This is a genomic window from Defluviicoccus vanus (assembly GCF_014672695.1).
Classification (GTDB): domain Bacteria; phylum Pseudomonadota; class Alphaproteobacteria; order Rhodospirillales; family Defluviicoccaceae; genus Defluviicoccus; species Defluviicoccus vanus.
Genome location: NZ_CP053923.1, coordinates 3,536,323 through 3,552,663, shown reverse-complemented (window position 1 = coordinate 3,552,663; position 16,341 = coordinate 3,536,323). Strand labels below are relative to the sequence as shown.

Here is a 16,341-nt window from a genome sequence, read left to right as displayed (position 1 = left end):
GCTTCGCTTTAGAGCGGAATCCTACCAGTCTGGATCGTATCCGCAGGCGCTGAAGTAGTTTGCGCACTCGGCTGGGGTGAAGTCGTCGGCGAAGCGGCCGATGGCGGCCCAGAGGGCTTCGACGGTGCGCTCGGCGGCCTTGCGGAGCAGGGCCTTGAGCTTCGCGAACGCCTTCTCAATGGGGTTGAAGTCGGGGCTGTAGGGCGGCAGGAAGAGGAGGCTGGCGCCCGCGTCCTTGATCAGCGCATCGGTGCGCGGCCCCTTGTGGCTGGACAGGTTGTCCATGATCACGATGTCGCCGGGGCGGAGCTCGGGGACGAGCACCTTCTCGACATAGGCATCGAAGGCGTCGCGGTTGATCGCTCCGGTGAGCACGAAGGGGGCGATCATGCCGCGCATGGTCAGGGCGCCGACGAAGGTCGTGGTCTTCCAGTGGCCATGGGGAAGCCCATGCGCAGCCGCTCGCCGCGGGGCGCGCGGCCGTAGGTACGGCCCATGTTGGTCTTCGCCCAGGTCTCGTCGATGAACACGAGGCGCTCCGGGGCCAGGTCGATCTGGCCGTCGAACCACGCCTCGCGCTGCTTCAGGATGTCGGGGCGGTCCTGTTCGGTCGCATGGCCGGTCTTTTTTTGCGCGTGAGCCCGTGGCGGCGGAAGAACCGCTGCAGCGTGCCGTAGCCGAAACCGTGGCCCCGCTCGGCCAGCGTCGCGCGCAGCTCTTCGGTGGTGACGTCCGGCGTCGCCTCGATCAGCTGCCGGATCAGCGCGCCTTGCGCCTCGACGCGGGCGGAGCGGCGGTCGCCGCCGAGCGGGCCAGGGCGCGGATCACCCTGCGTCCGCTCCAGCGCCCGCCATCGGCTCACGCTGGCGGCGCTGACGCCGAACCGCGCCGCCGCCGCGCGATGGCTCGCGCCTTCCGCCACCGCCTTGAGAACCCGGACGCGAAGATCGAGGGAAAGCGCTGTCGACATGTCCACCGGCCTCCTCCTCCGGCAGACATCTTGAATCAGAACCAGCCCCCAATGGGAATCTGGAGGCTTCTGTGAGGTCGCGTGACGAGGTGTTTGGCGTGCGTCGGCGCGACCTCATTGAAGCCGGATTGAGCGAACCCGCGGATGGCCGGCGAGCTATGGGGATTGTTGCCGCGTCTGGTGGTCCGAGACAGCTTTCGGGCGGGTCTGCATGAGAATTGCCCGGGAGCGGTCGAGGCCGGCGATGCCGGGCGGTTGGTCGCGGCAGTGAGCTGAACCGCGCGTTCGAGGGGCGCTGCGCCGGATCTGGCGCAGCCGGGCAGGCTGTTGGACAAGGCTATGGGCACCGACGCACGGCAGCGTCGGTGCCGGACAGGCGGAGCGGCAAGGATGCCGGCGGCTCATGAGGTGTCCTGGCGGAACGAGGGGCGGGGCGGTGGTCGAAGGAGGATGGCGAAGGTGATCATCGCGCCGCCGCAGCAGGGGCAGCGATCGAACGCAATGGTGGCCTGCTTCGGCTCAGTCGGTGTTGCGGGCTCGATGATCGGTCGCGCGGCCAACAACTCGCGGCACAGCGCCAGCTTCGCGGCGCGGTGGCCGTTTGCGAGGAAGCCGTAATGGCGGATGCGATGGAACCCGTCCGGCAGGGTGTGGAGCAGGAAGCGGCGGATGAACTCGTCGGCGTCGAGGGCCATGACCTTCGATTTGCCGTGGTGACGATAGTCCTTCCAGCGGAACGTGACGTCATCCTCGGTCACGGTCATCAGCCGCGAATTGGCGATGGCGACGCGGTGGGTGTAGCGAGCGAGATAGGCCAGCACCTGTTCCGGCCCACCGAACGGCGGCTTCGCATAGACGATCCATTCGGCCCGCCGCAGATCGCGGAGGCGACGAGCGAAGCCGGCCGGGTCGGCGAGGTGGGCGAGATCGCCGAACAAGCCGAGCTGACCAGCGTCGAACGCGGCGCGCAGTTCGTCCAGGAACAGCCGGCGAAACAGCCGCGAGAGGACGCGGATCGGCAGGAAGAAGCCGGGCCGGCAGGCGACCCAGCGGGTGCCGTCGGGCGACGGGCCACCGCCGGGTACGACGCAATGGACATGGGGATGATGCTGCAGGGTCTGGCCCAGGTGTGGAGCACGGCGACGAGACCGATCTCGGCCCCGAGGTGATTCGGGTCGGCGGCGATCCGGCGCAGCGTCTCCGCCGCCGTGCGGAACAGGATGGCATAGACCGTCTGCTTGTTCTGGAAGGCGATCTCGGCCGCCGGCGACGCTACCGTGAAGACGACGTGGAAGTACGGCACCGGCAGGAGCTCGGCCTGCCGGGCAGCCAGCCACTCGGCGCGGGCCTGACCCTGGCACTTCGGGCAGTGCCGGTTGCGGCAGGAGTTGTAAGCGTGGCGGACGAAGCCGCAGTCGGCGCAACCCTCGGCATGGCCGCCCAGCGCCGCCGTCCGGCACAGCGCGACCGCACTCATCACCCGCCGCTCGACCCGGCCCAGATGGCCGTCGTGCGCCCGGCGATAAGCATCCCCATGGCGGCGGAAGACATCCGCCACCTCCCATCTGGCCGCCATCGTGCGGCCGCATCAGGCGGGCGGCACGACCTCCAGCGTCAGCCGGTCGAGCGGGCTCTGCGTTCGCCGGATCAGGCCGTTCGAGACCCGGGTATAGCGGACCGTGCTCGACAGATTGGCGTGGCCAAGCAGCACCTGGATGATGCGGATGTCGGTGCCGTTCTCCAGCAGGTGGGTGGCGAAGCTGTGCCGCATAGGCCGTTGCCAGCGCAGCGCGGCTCTTCAGGCTGGGCACCGCCTCGAGAAAGCGCACCACTTCATCGGCATTCAACACCACTGGCAGCTTGTGCGGCTCGCGCGCGTAGGGGATCCGCTCCGGGATCTCGCCGTGCCCGAGCGTCACGCCGTAGAAAAACCGCAGGGCACACACCGTCTGGTTCAGCGCCGGCCACGAAATGCCGGTCGACACCAGATGGACCTGGAACGCGCGCACGTCCTCCAGGCCAAGCTGGTCCGGCGAGCGACCGAAGTGGCGGCTGAACTTGCTGACCGCGTGCAGATAGGACCGTTGCGTCGCCGGCGACAGATTGCGGACCGTCATGTCCTCGGTCATGCGCCGGCGCAGAGGGCTCATCTCGGCCATCGAGGTGCTCCTGTCTGAGAATAGGGCTTCAACACGCCGTAATCCTCTCAGACGGGAGCTGTCCCTGCTAACCGATCACCCCACTCCCGCGACAGCGGGTTCGTTCAATCCCCAACGATTCACTCAGATCGGCCTCCGCTCTAGACCCGCCCTACCGCGTCCGCTTAACCCCTGTCAACGGCTATGAATCGGATACCGGCCGCACAAAGTAGAATGTCCGTTGATGGCGAAACGCGTTTAGCCGGAAACGGCTCGAGGCATTGGTTGATCAACCTTTCCGCCGCTGCGGGCAACGTTGCGGCGGCGAACGATATGTGATATATTTCCTATCCTTTGTGCGTCATCGGCCGGGGGAAATGACGACACGAGGACAACGCTTTGACGACATCGTGACGACATCCGTCCGGAAAATGACGACATCGCCGCCACGGCCTGACGACAGATGACGACGAAAGACGACAAATGACGACATCCGCCGCCACTTGCTCCCAGCGGCCATAGCGCCACCGCTCCCGGCGAGGTGTCCCCCTCGCCGCAACTCGCGCAGCAACCCTTAAGCCGCCGTTGGCCGTTCGGTCCAAGGAGTGCCGCGGCTTCGGCCGGGAGGCGTGCCAAGTCTGCTGGCTGCTAGGGGAGCCGCTGGGCAGTGAAGGAGGTGTGCGGGTTGACCATGGTATCCTGGGCGGCGATCAGGGCCAATTCGTCGGCGCCGGCGGCGAGTGTGGCGTGGATGACCGAAAAGGCCGCAGAGACGGCGCGCGCCAGCGCTTCGGGGACGCGCCGCTGGTCCAGCCGGTGGGCGAGGAACAGGGCGCTCAGCAGGTCGCCCGCCCCTTTGGCCGGATGCGGCAGCCTGGGCGTCGTCACCATCCAGCTGCCTTCGATATCGACGGCGACGGTGGCGATCGCCTGTTCCGGAACGCCCTCGCCCAGCACCGAGGTAACGACGACGGTATCGGGACCGGCGGCCTGCAGATCGCGGGCGGCAGCGACCACGTGCGCCAGGGACGGCAGCGACCGGTCGACCAGGAGTTCCAGTTCGTAGTGGTTGGGAGTGACGATGCGGGCGCGCGGTACCGCAACGCTGCGGAAGAAGTCGCGCAGCTGCACCGGGACGTAGAGGCCGCCGTCGCGGTCGCCCATCACCGGATCGCAGCAAAAGAGCATGTCCGGCCTGGCGGCGGTGATCCGGTCGAGCGCGGTGGCGAGGACGCGCCCCAGCGCCGGCGCCCCCAGATAGCCGGAGAGGACGGCGCGCGTCCGCCGCAGGACCCGCAGATCATCCAGCCCGGCAAGCAGATCGCGCAGTTCCGCCGCACTCGTGCTGCGTCCGCGCCAGCGGCCATGCCCCGGATGATTGGAGTAACGGACAGTATCAAGCGCCCACACCTCGTGACCCAGTCGCTGCAGTGCAAAAACCGCGGCGGCATTGCCGACGTGACCATAGACGACGGAGGACTGCAGCGAGAGGATGGACATGATCGCTATCTGGTTGTGAATGCTCCGCGGCGACGCCAAGGCCACGCCAAACGTCCGCCGCGCCGCCGTGCAGCTTGCCAGCGACCCCGCCGCAAGAGTACTTTTTCGCAACCGCAAAACGGGAAGCCGGGAAAGGAAGAGGGAACGATGTCAAAATCTGCTCGCCCGCGCCGCAGTGTGCTCTACATGCCGGGCTCGAACGCCCGCGCCCTTGAGAAGGCCAAGACCGTTGGAGCCGACGGCCTGATTCTCGATCTGGAAGACGCAACCGCGCCAGACGCCAAGGAAATCGCCCGCCGCCAAGTCTGCGAGGCGGTCAAGGGCGGCGGCTATGGCATGCGCGAACTCATCATCCGCGTCAATGCGCTGTCCACCCGCTGGGGTTACGAGGATATCGCCGCAGCGTCGCAATCGGGCGCCGATGCCATCCTGCTGCCGAAGGTGGAGAGTGCCGACGCCATCCGCCACATGGAAGCGATCATGAACGCGAGCGGCGCGCCGGAGAAGATGGCGATCTGGGCGATGATGGAAACGCCGCGCAGCGTGCTGGAATCGACGCGGATCGCCGAGGCGAGCCCGCGCATGGCCTGCCTGGTGATGGGGACCTCCGACCTGGCGAAGGAACTGGACTGCGCCCATACCCGGGAGCGCCTGCCCTTCATCACTTCTCTCGGCCTGTGCCTGCTTGCCGCCCGCGCCAGCGGTCTCTCCATCCTTGACGGCGTCTATCTCGATCTCAACGACGAGCCGGGTTTCGAATACGCCTGTAGCCAGGGCGTCGAGATGGGCTTCGACGGCAAGACCCTCATTCACCCGAAGCAGGTTGCCGCCTGCAACCAGGCGTTTACGCCGCGGGCGGAAGACGTGCTCTGGTCGCGCAAGATCATCGACGCGCATGCGGCGGCGGCAATGCGCGGCGAAGGTGTCTGCGTCGTCGATGGCAAACTGATCGAGAACCTGCACGTGGAAAGCGCGAAGCGGCTGGTTGCCATGGCCGAGATGATCGATCGGATGCAGTAGGCGCTGGCATCTTCCGATGAGCGCGTTGTGGATATACGAGTAAACGCACGCGGATAGACGTAAAGCAGGCAATGCGGTTGCCGCATTGCCTGCCATATTGATCGTTTGCCCCAAGGGGAGCGGTACACGCGATCTCAAAATGCAAGCCAGCCGTTGATGAACAGCGTGTTGTTATCGGCAGCGTTGCGGCTTGATCCATCGAACTGGGAATAGGCGATATACTGCAGCGATAGCTTCAGGTTGCTGCTAGGCATGAACCAGGGACCACCATCCTTGTTGAATGGCAACCAGTCCACTTCGAAGATCCAAGCGTTGGTGTCGGGGGCACCATTGTCGGTGCCGTAGTAGGCGGCATTCTTCGGCCCAAACCAGTTCTGGAAGCCGATCGTCCCGGCGTACGTCTTGTCGAACATGTACATGCCAGACAGCGCGAAGCTGTACAGCTGATTGCTGCTCTTCGACGACAGGCCCAACGCCTGGCTGGTATTGAGATTCTGGAACTCGTTGATCAGCGAGGTCTGGACGACGAAGGTGTGCGGGTCAAGCAGGAGCTGATACTGGGAATCGAAGCCGACATCGGTAATCCAGTCATGGCCGGAGTCGCTGATCCGCTGCGGGTAGACCGGTGCGGCAATCCCAAAGGTCCCAACCTCGATGTTCTGGTCGCCCCAGTCCTGCTGATAGGCCAGACGCCAATAGGGTGCCGCGCTCTTGATTTCCTGCTGCGCCAGAATGTCGTCTTTCTGCAACCCTATGGCCCGCTGCGACGAATAGGGCAACGCGTAGTAGGCGCCCATCTCGGCGTAGATCTTCTGGTCGTAGAGGGCATAAACACTGGTGCCGGCCACCTGTTGTGCCAGATTCTCCTGGATCAGCGCGCTTGCCGCCGGTGAAGGACCGAGCACCGACGTCATATACGGAAAGCTCCAGGCCGGCGTGGTGTTCCACAGATCCTGAACGGTGGGNAGATTGTTATTGGCTGAGAAGCCAACGACCAGTTCGTTGCCGCCGAGCGTCAAATCGCGAGCAAGGCGAACGTCGGCGTTGTCGAGGCTCCAGTACGCGGCACTGCCGTTCGGACCGTTGTAGGTGCCCTGGATGAATGCACCGACGAAGTCCGGCACAACGATACCACCATAAAAGAAACTAAGCTGGTTGAGTGCCCAGTTGTTGTTATCGCCGAAGCCGGGCGCCGCGCCGCCGTCCTGGCCCTTGCCGGTGTTGGTAAAGCCGCCATCGACCATGAATGCCAGGTGCGGCAAGTTTTTGGCGTCGAGAAGTCCCTTGTTCCAGCTATCGCCATTGTTGGTGAGCAAATAGCCGTGCGCTTTGAACTGGCGGCCGAATGGTGTGAGCTGCGGGAAGTTGGTATGGCACGCCTCGCAGTTCATGCCGGTCTGTCGTGCGAATGAAGGAACGGCGCCTGCAGGGCGGGCACAGAGCATCGTCAGCAGGCAACTGAAGATAATGGAGACGGCCAGAAGGAAGCGTCGTCCTGATGATAATCGCATGGCATCTTTCCCCTACCATGGACGTCCCGCAGCTGTGGAGGGACGTCTCTTCGGGGAGGAGCCTACTGCCGGTTATCGATCGCCCCGCATTACAAAGACCACGCGGGCAACTCTGCCACAAATAGTTGCGATAATGCATCATTATGATGCACTTTACTATAAGTCTACTTTTTTATTACAATAAAAGAAAGATCTCAGCATATCGCCAGAGTTTCCAGCAGCTATTTAGAAATATATGGCCGCCACAAGCCCTGCTGCAGCGGCCAAGAGCACGTTTATTACTTCAATGTCGCCAGGTAGGCGATGATATTCGCCCGCTCCGTCTCGTCCTTGACCCCGGCAAAGGTCATTTTCGTTCCCTTCACTTCCTGCATCGGTGCCGCCAGGTAGGTGTTGAGAGTCTCAGGACTCCAAGTCACGCCGTAGTCCTTCATCGCGGTGGAGAAGTTGTAACCTGGAAGCGTGCCGGCTTTGCGGCCAATGACACCGAACAGCGACGGCCCCACGCGTGTCACGCCCTGCTCCGGCGAATGGCAGACCGCACACTTGTTAAAGGCCTTCTTGCCCGCCTCGACATCCGCCGCCTGGCTGGTGCCCTGGTAAGCGACCGCGAGCAAACAGACCGCGGTGCAGAGCAGTGTTTTATGCATAGTAGGTCCCTCTTGGCTGGGGTGGCGTCGCCCGTCCGACTTGCGGCGGCGATGATGGCACCGGCGGTGTGCTGTGTACAAGGCGCCTGCTCAAGTCGACGCGCGCGTCGGCAGCATGGAGCTATGCGCGCTTTGCAACCAACGCTGCAGGATGGCGCGCTTCGGCGCTCACCGCCCAGTAGGCATTCCCCCGCAGCGATGGCGGCGATCGGCGCCGCGGAAATCGCCATCGGCTGCTGATACGGGTTGCCATGGATGAGAATGATCGCCGCGGTGGGGGCAGCGGCAGTGGCGAACAACAGCACCGCCATCACCTGCGCGCGCGGCTGATCGACGTGGACCAGGGCAATCGAGACCATGGTCAGGAAGCCGAGAAAGACCATGCCCAGCCACTTCAGCGGATTGACGTGCGTTTGGCTCAAGGTGATGCGCTGATCGCGCACATTACGCAACTGCACACTCTCGTGCAGGAGTTGCCCGGCAACGGTAGAGGGCAGCGCCGAAATGACCTCCGGGCTCGCCACTATCGCCAGCAACGCATCCAGCTGCCCGGCAACCGCGCTGTCGTCCTCACGGCGCCCCAACTTCGGCCATTCATCGCTGGCGGTCAGGCGGGCATAGGTTTCAATCGTGCCAATCAGGCGTTCCCGGAGCGGATCGGGGAGTTGGGTTGCGAAGTCGAGCAGGTTTCGCAGGTTGCCCGCCTCGTGATAGGCCGCGTCCAGCGCCCGATCGCGGGCGAGCCAGGTATCGTTGGCGAGGAATGCCAGATTGAGTGCGAAGATCACGTTGATGACCGTGAGGAAATTCTGCGCGATGCCGCGAAAGGAGCCGATGAATGCGGCGAAGTGCGATTTCTGCGCGATCCACAGCAGCGCCAGGGCGGCGCTATAGGTGCCGATCAGCACGACAAGTGCGAGCGCGTACTGGTCGTGCGGTCCGAGATTGAAGTTCATGAACGGGCGGGCCTGCCGAGAAGGGAAGCCGCTTCTTACGAGTGCCCAAGCGGAAGCACCAGCCAAATCGGCCCCCTGCCCCACCAAAGCCGCCGTCACCGGTGGTTTTGCTCCCGGCCCGCTTGCGGTGGCAGCGGCCGGCCGGGTATGCGATGGTACAACTCACTTCGACCATCACGATCTGCGAGTGTCCTGCCATGCATTATGCCCTGGACGGCGACCGTCTCGAAACCGACGGTGAAGATTACTGGATCGCCCCCACCGCCGTCGTCATCGGCAGCGTGCGATTGCATAAGAATGCCAGTATCTGGTGGGGAGCGGTGCTGCGCGCCGACAACGAGCCGATCACCATCGGCGCGAACTCCAACATCCAGGATGGCTCGGTGCTGCACACCGACGAAGGCATCCCGCTCGTCGTCGGCGCCAATGTCACCGTCGGCCACATGGTGATGCTGCACGGCTGCAGCATCGGCGAAGGCAGCCTGATCGGTATCGGTGCCGTCATCCTCAACAACGCCAAGATCGGCCGCAACTGCATCATCGGCGCCAAGACGCTGATCGGCGAAGGCAAGGAAATTCCCGACAATTCCCTGGTGATGGGCATCCCCGGCAAGGTGGTGCGAACGGTGACGCCGGAGATGGCGGCGCGCACCAACGAAGGCGTGCACCACTACGTCGCCAACTGGCAGCGCTACAAGGCCGGCCTGCTGCCCCTGGACTGATGCCCCCTGGACCGATGCCCGGCAAGGTGATGCCCAAAAGGTGATACCATGGCGGATGCTTCGGCCTGTGGTCTTTTCCCGCGGTGCTTCCCATATGGTGTTGTCCACGTGGTTGCCTTCTCGGCGTGACGGGTTCTGAACGGTCTGAGCAACGACAATCATCGACGACAGGGAGAATGACGATGCAGGTACTTTATCACACCAGCGCGAGCGCGACCGGTGGCCGCGACGGTGGCCGGGCAGTCTCTGCCGACGGCGTCCTCGACGTGCCGCTGGCGCTGCCGAAGGAACTGGGTGGTCCAGGCGGGGCGGCAACAGATCCGGAGCAACTCTTCGCCGCCGGCTATTCCGCCTGCTTCCTTTCGGCGATCAAGTTCGTCGCCGGACAACAGAACGTGAAGATTCCGCCAGAGGCCGTGGTCACCGCTGAGGTGGGCCTTGGGCAGATTCCCGGCGGCTTCGGCCTGGTGGTGACGCTGAAGGTGAGCGTTCCGGATGTGGATCGTGCCACCATCGAGGCGATTGCCGCCAAAGCGCACGCCGAGGTCTGCCCCTATTCGAACGCCACCANNCGCGGCAACGTCAACGTTACCGTCACCGTGGTCTGACGTCGGCTACCGCGTCGACCCCGGCTGCGGTGCCGCGCCAGTGTCGGCCAAGGCATTCGCGTTGGTCTGGGCATTCGCATCGGTACGGGCATTGGGGTCGACATCGGGTTTGGCGTCGGTGCCAGCATCGGCAGCGGGCGATCGCCGCCGCTTCCAGGTGGCGGCGGCGGCTCCGCCGAAACCACGCCGGGCGAGATAGGTCGCCCGGCCCACCAGGGTGATTTCCTGGGCATAGGCCTGGGCCAGCATCCCGCGCAGGTCGGAGATGCCACTTGCCGCCGCATCGTGCACGCGGCGCACGCTCAGTTGCCAGATGGGACTGATAAGCAGGCTGAGCGCGATAACGGCGATTGCCACCTTGCTTCCCTCATCGGTTAATAGGCCCCGCTCGACACCCACCGCGGCCAGCACGAAAGAAAACTCGCCGATCTGACCCATGATGACGCCGGCGGGGAAGGCGCGCTCCCACGGCTCGCCAAGGAAATGCAAGGCGGCCACATTGATCGTCGTCTTGACGACGACTATCAGCACCAGCCAGCCGAGCACGGTCAGTAGGTTGTTCCAGAGAAAGCTGAGATCGAGCATCAGCCCGATGGAGAGAAAGAAGGCCACCAGCAAGACGCTCTGAATCGGCTGGGTGGCGCGGACGGTGGCGGCGCGGTCGGTGGAGTTGCCGATCAGCAGGCCGGCAAGAAAGGCACCGAAAGCCGTTGACAGCCCGAGCGCGCCGGACACCGCGGCGGCGGCAAAGCAGAACGCCAGGGCCGCCAGGGGGATGACGTCGGTGCGGCCTTTCAGCCAATGGTGCGTCGGCAAGACGAGGCGATGGCGGCGGCTCAGCCCNCAGATGATGCTGATCAGAATGACCGTTGCCAGCAACAGCTTCAGCAACACGATGCGATCGAAGCCGTCCGCGTTGCCAAGCGCCCCCAACACGATCAGCATCGGCACCACCGCCAGATCCTGAGCGATCAGCACCCCCACCGTGATACGGCCGATCTCGGTGCGCAGCTGGCGCAAATCCTCAAGCATCTTCACCGCCACCGCGGTGGAGCTCAGCGAAATGATGCAGCCGAAGAGAACGCCCGCCGATATCGACTTGCCGAAAAGATGGGCGAGGCCGACGGCAAAGCCCACCGAGGCGGCGATCTGCAGCAGCGCACAGAGCACCGCCGTCTGCAGAACGGCGACGAAGGAGCGTAGGCTGAGTTCCATGCCGATCAGGAACAGCAGCATGATCACGCCCAGTTCGGCCATCGTCGTCAGCGCCGAAGTGGGCTGGATAAGGCCGAAGCCGCCGGGGCCGAGGACGATGCCGACGAGAATGTAGCCGACGATCGCCGGCTGGCGCAGCCGGGTCAGCAGCAGGCCACCAAGAACAGCGATCGAGGCGACAAGGGCGATGGCGCTGAGGTCGCCGGAGTGCTCCATGCGCGAGGGTCCTTGCTTGCGGTGACAGTCAACCGCACCAAGTGTGAGCGGTCAGGGTGTGCGCGGTCGCCGTCAACCTGAAGCAACCACTGCCGCTTGTGAACCCTCTTGCTGCAGGCGCGCTACGCCGCCCGCGCCTCCGCCAGCTTTTCCACGTATGGCTTGATCTTCATGTCCTCGCCCAGGATGTGCATGAGCAGCCAGTCGGCAAGAAACTGATAGAACTCCTGCACGTCGAAGGTGGCCGGCACCCGGCGGTACTCGGTGTAGAGATCGGCAACCCGCTGGCGCAGGTTGTCGTGAATATGCCGGTGTGCCTTGTATCCGGGGTAGCCGCTCAGGCGCATCAGCATCTCTTCACGGGTGAAGTGCTCCGCCGTGTATTGCACCAGTTCCCAGAGAACGTCACCCACCGCCTGCCGATCATCCCCTGCCAGTGCCATATAACGAAGGCGATTGAGCAGATCGATGAGGTGTCGGTGGTCCTTGTCGACGGCGGGGACGTCGAGACTGAGATTATCCCGCCAGCGGAAGGGTGTCATGGCCGCAACCCGGGCGCGCCCTATGGTTATGGGTTTTTATGCTGCACTGCGGCTTGGGTGCGCCAGTTTTGTCGCAGCGCAATATTTATATTTCAGCATATCCTGATACGCGATGCCAGCATCTTGTTGCTGCACCAGCGATATGCCCTGCAGCACGCGATATCGTGTGGCACCAGCGCCGGATTCACGCTAAAAGAGGGGATGCTTACTGCCCCGCCCCTCGCAACCAGCGATCGCGTCCGCCACGCTTTCTTCAGCCGCGAAGGCGGAGTGAGCGAGGGCATCTACGCGTCGCTCAACTGCGGCCTTGGATCGGGCGATGACCCGGAGCGTGTCCACCACAATCGGGCGCAGGCAATGGTGCGACTGCAGCTGCCGCCAGCAGCGCTCGCCACTGCGAGGCAGGTGCATTCCGCCCGTGCGGTGATCATCGATCGTCCATGGAGAGAAGGTGAGCGACCCGACGCCGACGGGCTGGTGACCAACCAGCCGGGCGTAGCGCTCGGTATCCTCACCGCCGACTGCGCCCCGGTGCTGTTCGCCGATGCCGAGGCCGGCGTCATCGGTGCCGCCCACGCCGGCTGGCGCGGCGCCTGGGACGGCATCCTGGCGGCCACGGTGGCGGCCATGCTCAAGCTCGGTGCCCGTCCAGAGCGGATCGCCGCCGTCGTCGGCCCGTGCATCCGCCAGCCGTCGTATGAAGTCAGCGAAGCCTTCCGCCGTCAGTTCGTCGAGGACGAGCCGGCCAATGCCGCCCTGTTCGTCCCATCCAGCCGCGCCGAACATTTCCGCTTCGATCTGGCCGGCTATGTGCAGCGCCGCCTGCAGGCGATGGCGCTGGGATCGATCGCCGTTCTGCCGCACGACACCTTTGCCGACCCGGCGCAGTTCTTCAGCTTCCGCCGCGTCACCCTGAACGGCGGTGGCGACTACGGGCGGATGCTCTCGGCCATCGCCCTGGTGGCGTAAACGCACCGCATCGCCACTTCCCAGGGCGGCTAGAACAGAAACGCCGCTGCCAGGGACTGGTCGCAATACCTCAGGAATTCACGTCGATCACCGTCCGGCCGCGGACGATACCCTTGAGAATATGCCGGCCCATCGCCGGCGCCTCACCCAGCGGCACCGTGTGGGTGATGGCGGCGAGCTTGTCCATGGGCAACTCCCGCGCCAGCCGCGGCCAAGCAACCAAGCGACGCTCGCGCGGACAGGTGGCGGAATCGATGCCGAGCAGGTTGACGCCGCGCAACAGAAACGGGATGACCGTGGCGTTAAAGGCGATGCCGCTGGCGTTGCCCACCGAGGCGCAGCTGGCCCAGTAGCAGAGACCGGCAAGCAGGGTGCCGAGGCTGGCACCGCCGACGTTGTCGATGGCACCCGACCAGCGCTCCGCCGCCAGCGGCCCTTTCGGTGGCGTTTCCAGTTCGCTGCGATCGACGATCGTCGTCGCCCCCAGCGCGCGCAAGTAGTCGTGGGTGTCGGGGCGGCCGGTGACTGCGGCGACGCGATAGCCGAGATTGGCGAGCAGTGCGACGGCGATGCTGCCGACGCCACCGGCGGCACCGGTGACCAGCACCTCGCCCTTGTTCTCCGGCTGCAGGCCATGCTCTTCTAGCGCCATCAGCGCCAGCATGGCGGTGAAACCAGCGGTGCCGATGGCCATCGCTTGATGCAGGGTCATCCCCTCCGGCAAGGGCACCAGCCACTCGGCCTTGACCCGCGCCTTGCTGGCGTAGCCGCCCCAACGAACTTCTCCTACCCGCCAGCCGGTGAGGATGACGCTGTCGCCCGGCTTGTACAACGGCGATGCGGAGGCCTCGACCACGCCTGCGAAATCAATGCCTGGAACGTGCGGATAGGTGCGCACCAGCCGGCCGAGGCCGCCCAGGACCAACCCGTCCTTGTAGTTGAGATCGGAATAGTGGACGGCAACGAGGACGTCACCCTCCGGCAGCGCCTTTTCGCTCACCTCCTGCACGCTGGCGCGGACGCCTGACTCGCCAGTCTCCTGCTCCAGGATGAGCGCACGCACGGGCTGGCTGTCGGACATGGAGGTCTCCTGTTGCTGCGTTTCCACCGCTGATCTGCGCCCACCGGCGCAACCCGGCACACGCGACTGTGCACAGGCGAAAGTCTTGCTCCGCGTGAGCGTTCAGGTCAATCGCCAACGGCGCCGTGGAGTATCGCAGCTTGAGATCATGCTTTTTAACCAAGGTGTCGTCGGGGAAGTGGTTGGAATTGCCGTGATGGCGGCTGTGGCCAACGTCTGCCAGCCGTCGACCTTGCGCATGGTGATCTGTCCGGAGGCAAGCAGCGCCCAGAACAGCATCGCCGCGGTCTCCGGCGACGGCAGCACGGTCTGGGTCTTGAGGCGGCGCTTGAACTCCTCGTGCAGCCGTTCGACGGCATGCTGGTGCGCGCCGAACGCCGCCGGGCCGCTATCGACGCCGTCAGGGCCATGAGAACCGAATGACCCTGCGCCTTGCTTGCCAAGTTCCTCCTCCCTGCTTAGGGTTAGGGCGTCCGTGGGCCTCGATAATTCCCGGGCGGGGGCGCCCCCGGCGGACGGCAAACCCTTACGACCTCTCCCAGGAGTCTCTGCACATGAGCAAAATCAAGGTGGCCACCCCGGTCGTCGATCTGGATGGCGACGAAATGACCCGGATCATCTGGGCGAAAATCAAAGAGCGGCTGATTCTTCCTTATCTCGATATCGATATTAAGTATTTCGACCTCGGCATGGAACACCGCGACGCCACCGACGATCAGGTTACCATCGATTCAGCCAATGCGATCAAGCAATACGGCGTCGGTGTGAAGTGCGCGACGATCACCCCCGACGAGGCGCGGGTCGAAGAATTCAAGCTGAAGAAGATGTGGAAGTCGCCGAACGGCACCATCCGCAACATCCTGGGCGGCACCGTCTTCCGTCAGCCGATCATCTGCAACAATGTTCCCCGCCTGGTGCCGGGCTGGACCAAGCCGATCGTCATCGGCCGTCACGCCTTCGGTGATCAGTACCGCGCCACCGATTTCGTCGTCCCCTCGGCCGGCAAGCTAACCATCAGTTTCAAGCCCGCGGACGGCAGCGCGCCGATCGAGCACGATGTGTTCGACTATCCCGGCGGCGGCGTCGCCATGGCGATGTACAACCTCGATGAGTCGATCCGCGGCTTCGCCGAGGCCTGCTTCAACTACGGCCTCGACCTCGGTTGGTCGGTCTATCTCTCGACCAAGAACACCATCCTCAAGGCCTACGACGGCCGCTTCAAGGACCTGTTCGCCGAGATCTACGAAAAGGACTTCAAGAGCAAGTTCGCCGCCAAGGGCATCACCTACGAGCATCGGCTGATCGACGACATGGTTGCCTCGGCGCTGAAGTGGGAGGGCGGCTTCGTCTGGGCGTGCAAGAACTACGACGGCGACGTCCAATCCGACACCGTCGCCCAGGGCTTCGGCTCGCTCGGGCTGATGACCTCGGTGCTGATGACCCCAGACGGCAAGACGGTCGAGGCGGAAGCGGCGCACGGCACCGTCACCCNNCACTACTACCGCGAGCACCAGAAGGGCAAGCAGACCTCGACCAACCCGATCGCCTCGATCTTCGCCTGGACCCGCGGCCTCTACTACCGCGGCACCTTCGACAACACCCCGGACGTGGTCGCGTTTGCTCAGGCGCTGGAAGCGGTCTGCGTCGAGACGGTGGAAGCCGGCGACATGACCAAGGACCTCGCCATTCTCATCGGCCCCGACCAGCCATGGATGACGACGGAACAGTTCCTCGCCAAGCTCGACGAGAATCTGCAGAAGAAGATGGCGGGGTAACTCTCCGCTGTCAGCGCGGCCCGGCCGAGGTGACCCCTCGGCCGCGCTGCCAGCAGTTGCCGCGACGTATCTATTTTGATACATTCAGCGATGAGCAGTCCGCTCAAGAAAATTCCGGCCCGCTTCTACCGTTCCGTGGGCGGCAGTGAGCCGGTTCGCGAATGGCTGAAGGCGCTCGACCTCAGGGATCGCAAGGCTGTCGGCAAGGATATCCAGAAGGTCGAATATGGCTGGCCTCTCGGACTTCCGGTTTGCCGTCCGCTGACGAACGGGCTGTGGGAGGTCCGCAGCAATATATCTGACGGACGGACTGTGAGGGTGATCTTCTGCATCGCCGGCGGCTGCATGGTGTTGCTGCATGGCTTCATCAAGAAATCGCAGAAGACGCCGCAACAGGACTTGGAGTTGGCGCTGAAGCGCAAGAGGGACTTGGAGACATGAACGNAGACGCAGCATCCGCACATCGGC

The 16,341-nt window shown here is 64.3% G+C and carries 12 protein-coding genes and 5 pseudogenes; 6 read left to right on the top strand and 11 right to left on the bottom strand.

The annotated features are described in order from the left end of the window. Positions 1-21: 21 nt before the first annotated feature. The 5 genes and pseudogenes from HQ394_RS16135 to pdxY all read right to left on the bottom strand — a co-directional run bounded on the left by HQ394_RS16135 (position 22) and on the right by pdxY (position 4,608). Positions 22-970: pseudogene (locus tag HQ394_RS16135) on the bottom strand (IS630 family transposase). Between the two features lie 401 nt (positions 971-1,371). Next, positions 1,372-2,546 (bottom strand): annotated as a pseudogene (locus HQ394_RS16130) (IS91 family transposase). A 12-nt stretch (positions 2,547-2,558) separates the two neighbouring features. Continuing rightward, positions 2,559-2,741 (bottom strand): annotated as a pseudogene (locus HQ394_RS20205) (tyrosine-type recombinase/integrase); the annotation flags it as partial. 199 nt (positions 2,742-2,940) lie between these two features. After that, a pseudogene (locus HQ394_RS20200) lies at positions 2,941-3,087 on the bottom strand (phage integrase N-terminal SAM-like domain-containing protein); the annotation flags it as partial. A 669-nt stretch (positions 3,088-3,756) separates the two neighbouring features. Beyond that, positions 3,757-4,608, bottom strand: coding sequence for a pyridoxal kinase PdxY (pdxY, locus tag HQ394_RS16120; RefSeq protein ID WP_190261073.1), 852 nt, complete (start codon positions 4,606-4,608; stop codon positions 3,757-3,759). Positions 4,609-4,755: 147 nt separating this feature from the next. Between pdxY and HQ394_RS16115 the strand changes: the two genes are divergently transcribed. Continuing rightward, positions 4,756-5,628 carry an HpcH/HpaI aldolase/citrate lyase family protein gene (locus HQ394_RS16115; RefSeq protein WP_190261072.1) on the top strand — a complete coding sequence of 291 codons (873 nt, stop codon included), beginning with the start codon at positions 4,756-4,758 and terminating at the stop codon, positions 5,626-5,628. Positions 5,629-7,417: 1,789 nt separating this feature from the next. Here HQ394_RS16115 and HQ394_RS16105 read toward each other — a convergent pair. Both HQ394_RS16105 and HQ394_RS16100 read right to left on the bottom strand, forming a co-directional pair. Beyond that, the gene (locus HQ394_RS16105; protein ID WP_263053739.1) at positions 7,418-7,654 is read right to left on the bottom strand and encodes a c-type cytochrome; all 237 of its coding nucleotides are present in this window, start codon (positions 7,652-7,654) and stop codon (positions 7,418-7,420) included. Then, complete coding sequence (locus HQ394_RS16100; protein ID WP_223291644.1) at positions 7,651-8,745, bottom strand: bestrophin-like domain; 1,095 nt, start codon at positions 8,743-8,745, stop codon at positions 7,651-7,653. The genes HQ394_RS16105 and HQ394_RS16100 overlap by 4 nt, the downstream gene beginning before the upstream one ends. Before the next feature lie 197 nt (positions 8,746-8,942). Here HQ394_RS16100 and HQ394_RS16095 point away from each other — a divergent pair, with 197 nt between their 5' ends. Continuing rightward, positions 8,943-9,467 (top strand): gamma carbonic anhydrase family protein, encoded by a 525-nt coding sequence (locus HQ394_RS16095; RefSeq protein WP_190261069.1) that lies wholly within the window; start codon positions 8,943-8,945, stop codon positions 9,465-9,467. Positions 9,468-9,643: 176 nt separating this feature from the next. Further along, positions 9,644-10,075 (top strand): organic hydroperoxide resistance protein, encoded by a 432-nt coding sequence (locus HQ394_RS16090; RefSeq protein WP_190261068.1) that lies wholly within the window; start codon positions 9,644-9,646, stop codon positions 10,073-10,075. A gap of 6 nt (positions 10,076-10,081) precedes the next feature. Here the strand turns inward: HQ394_RS16090 and HQ394_RS16085 are convergent, their stop codons facing one another. Both HQ394_RS16085 and HQ394_RS16080 read right to left on the bottom strand, forming a co-directional pair. Then, on the bottom strand, positions 10,082-11,506 hold the full coding sequence (locus HQ394_RS16085; protein ID WP_190261067.1) for a cation:proton antiporter: 1,425 nt from the start codon (positions 11,504-11,506) through the stop codon (positions 10,082-10,084). Positions 11,507-11,628: 122 nt separating this feature from the next. Beyond that, positions 11,629-12,048 (bottom strand): bacteriohemerythrin, encoded by a 420-nt coding sequence (locus HQ394_RS16080; RefSeq protein WP_190261066.1) that lies wholly within the window; start codon positions 12,046-12,048, stop codon positions 11,629-11,631. 201 nt (positions 12,049-12,249) lie between these two features. Between HQ394_RS16080 and pgeF the strand changes: the two genes are divergently transcribed. Continuing rightward, entirely contained in the window at positions 12,250-13,017 is a 768-nt protein-coding gene (gene pgeF, locus HQ394_RS16075) for a peptidoglycan editing factor PgeF (protein WP_190261065.1), read from the top strand. A gap of 70 nt (positions 13,018-13,087) precedes the next feature. Here pgeF and HQ394_RS16070 read toward each other — a convergent pair whose 3' ends face one another. Next, a complete protein-coding gene (locus tag HQ394_RS16070) occupies positions 13,088-14,098 on the bottom strand; it encodes an MDR family oxidoreductase (protein ID WP_190261064.1) in 1,011 nt (336 codons plus the stop codon). A gap of 207 nt (positions 14,099-14,305) precedes the next feature. Further along, positions 14,306-14,458, bottom strand: a pseudogene (locus HQ394_RS16065) (IS256 family transposase); the annotation flags it as partial. Between the two features lie 194 nt (positions 14,459-14,652). Between HQ394_RS16065 and HQ394_RS16060 the strand changes: the two are divergent. Next, the gene (locus HQ394_RS16060) at positions 14,653-15,873 is read left to right on the top strand and encodes an NADP-dependent isocitrate dehydrogenase (protein WP_190261063.1); all 1,221 of its coding nucleotides are present in this window, start codon (positions 14,653-14,655) and stop codon (positions 15,871-15,873) included. Positions 15,874-15,963: 90 nt separating this feature from the next. Continuing rightward, the gene (locus HQ394_RS16055; RefSeq protein ID WP_190261062.1) at positions 15,964-16,314 is read left to right on the top strand and encodes a type II toxin-antitoxin system RelE/ParE family toxin; all 351 of its coding nucleotides are present in this window, start codon (positions 15,964-15,966) and stop codon (positions 16,312-16,314) included. The last annotated feature ends 27 nt before the right edge of the window (positions 16,315-16,341 follow it).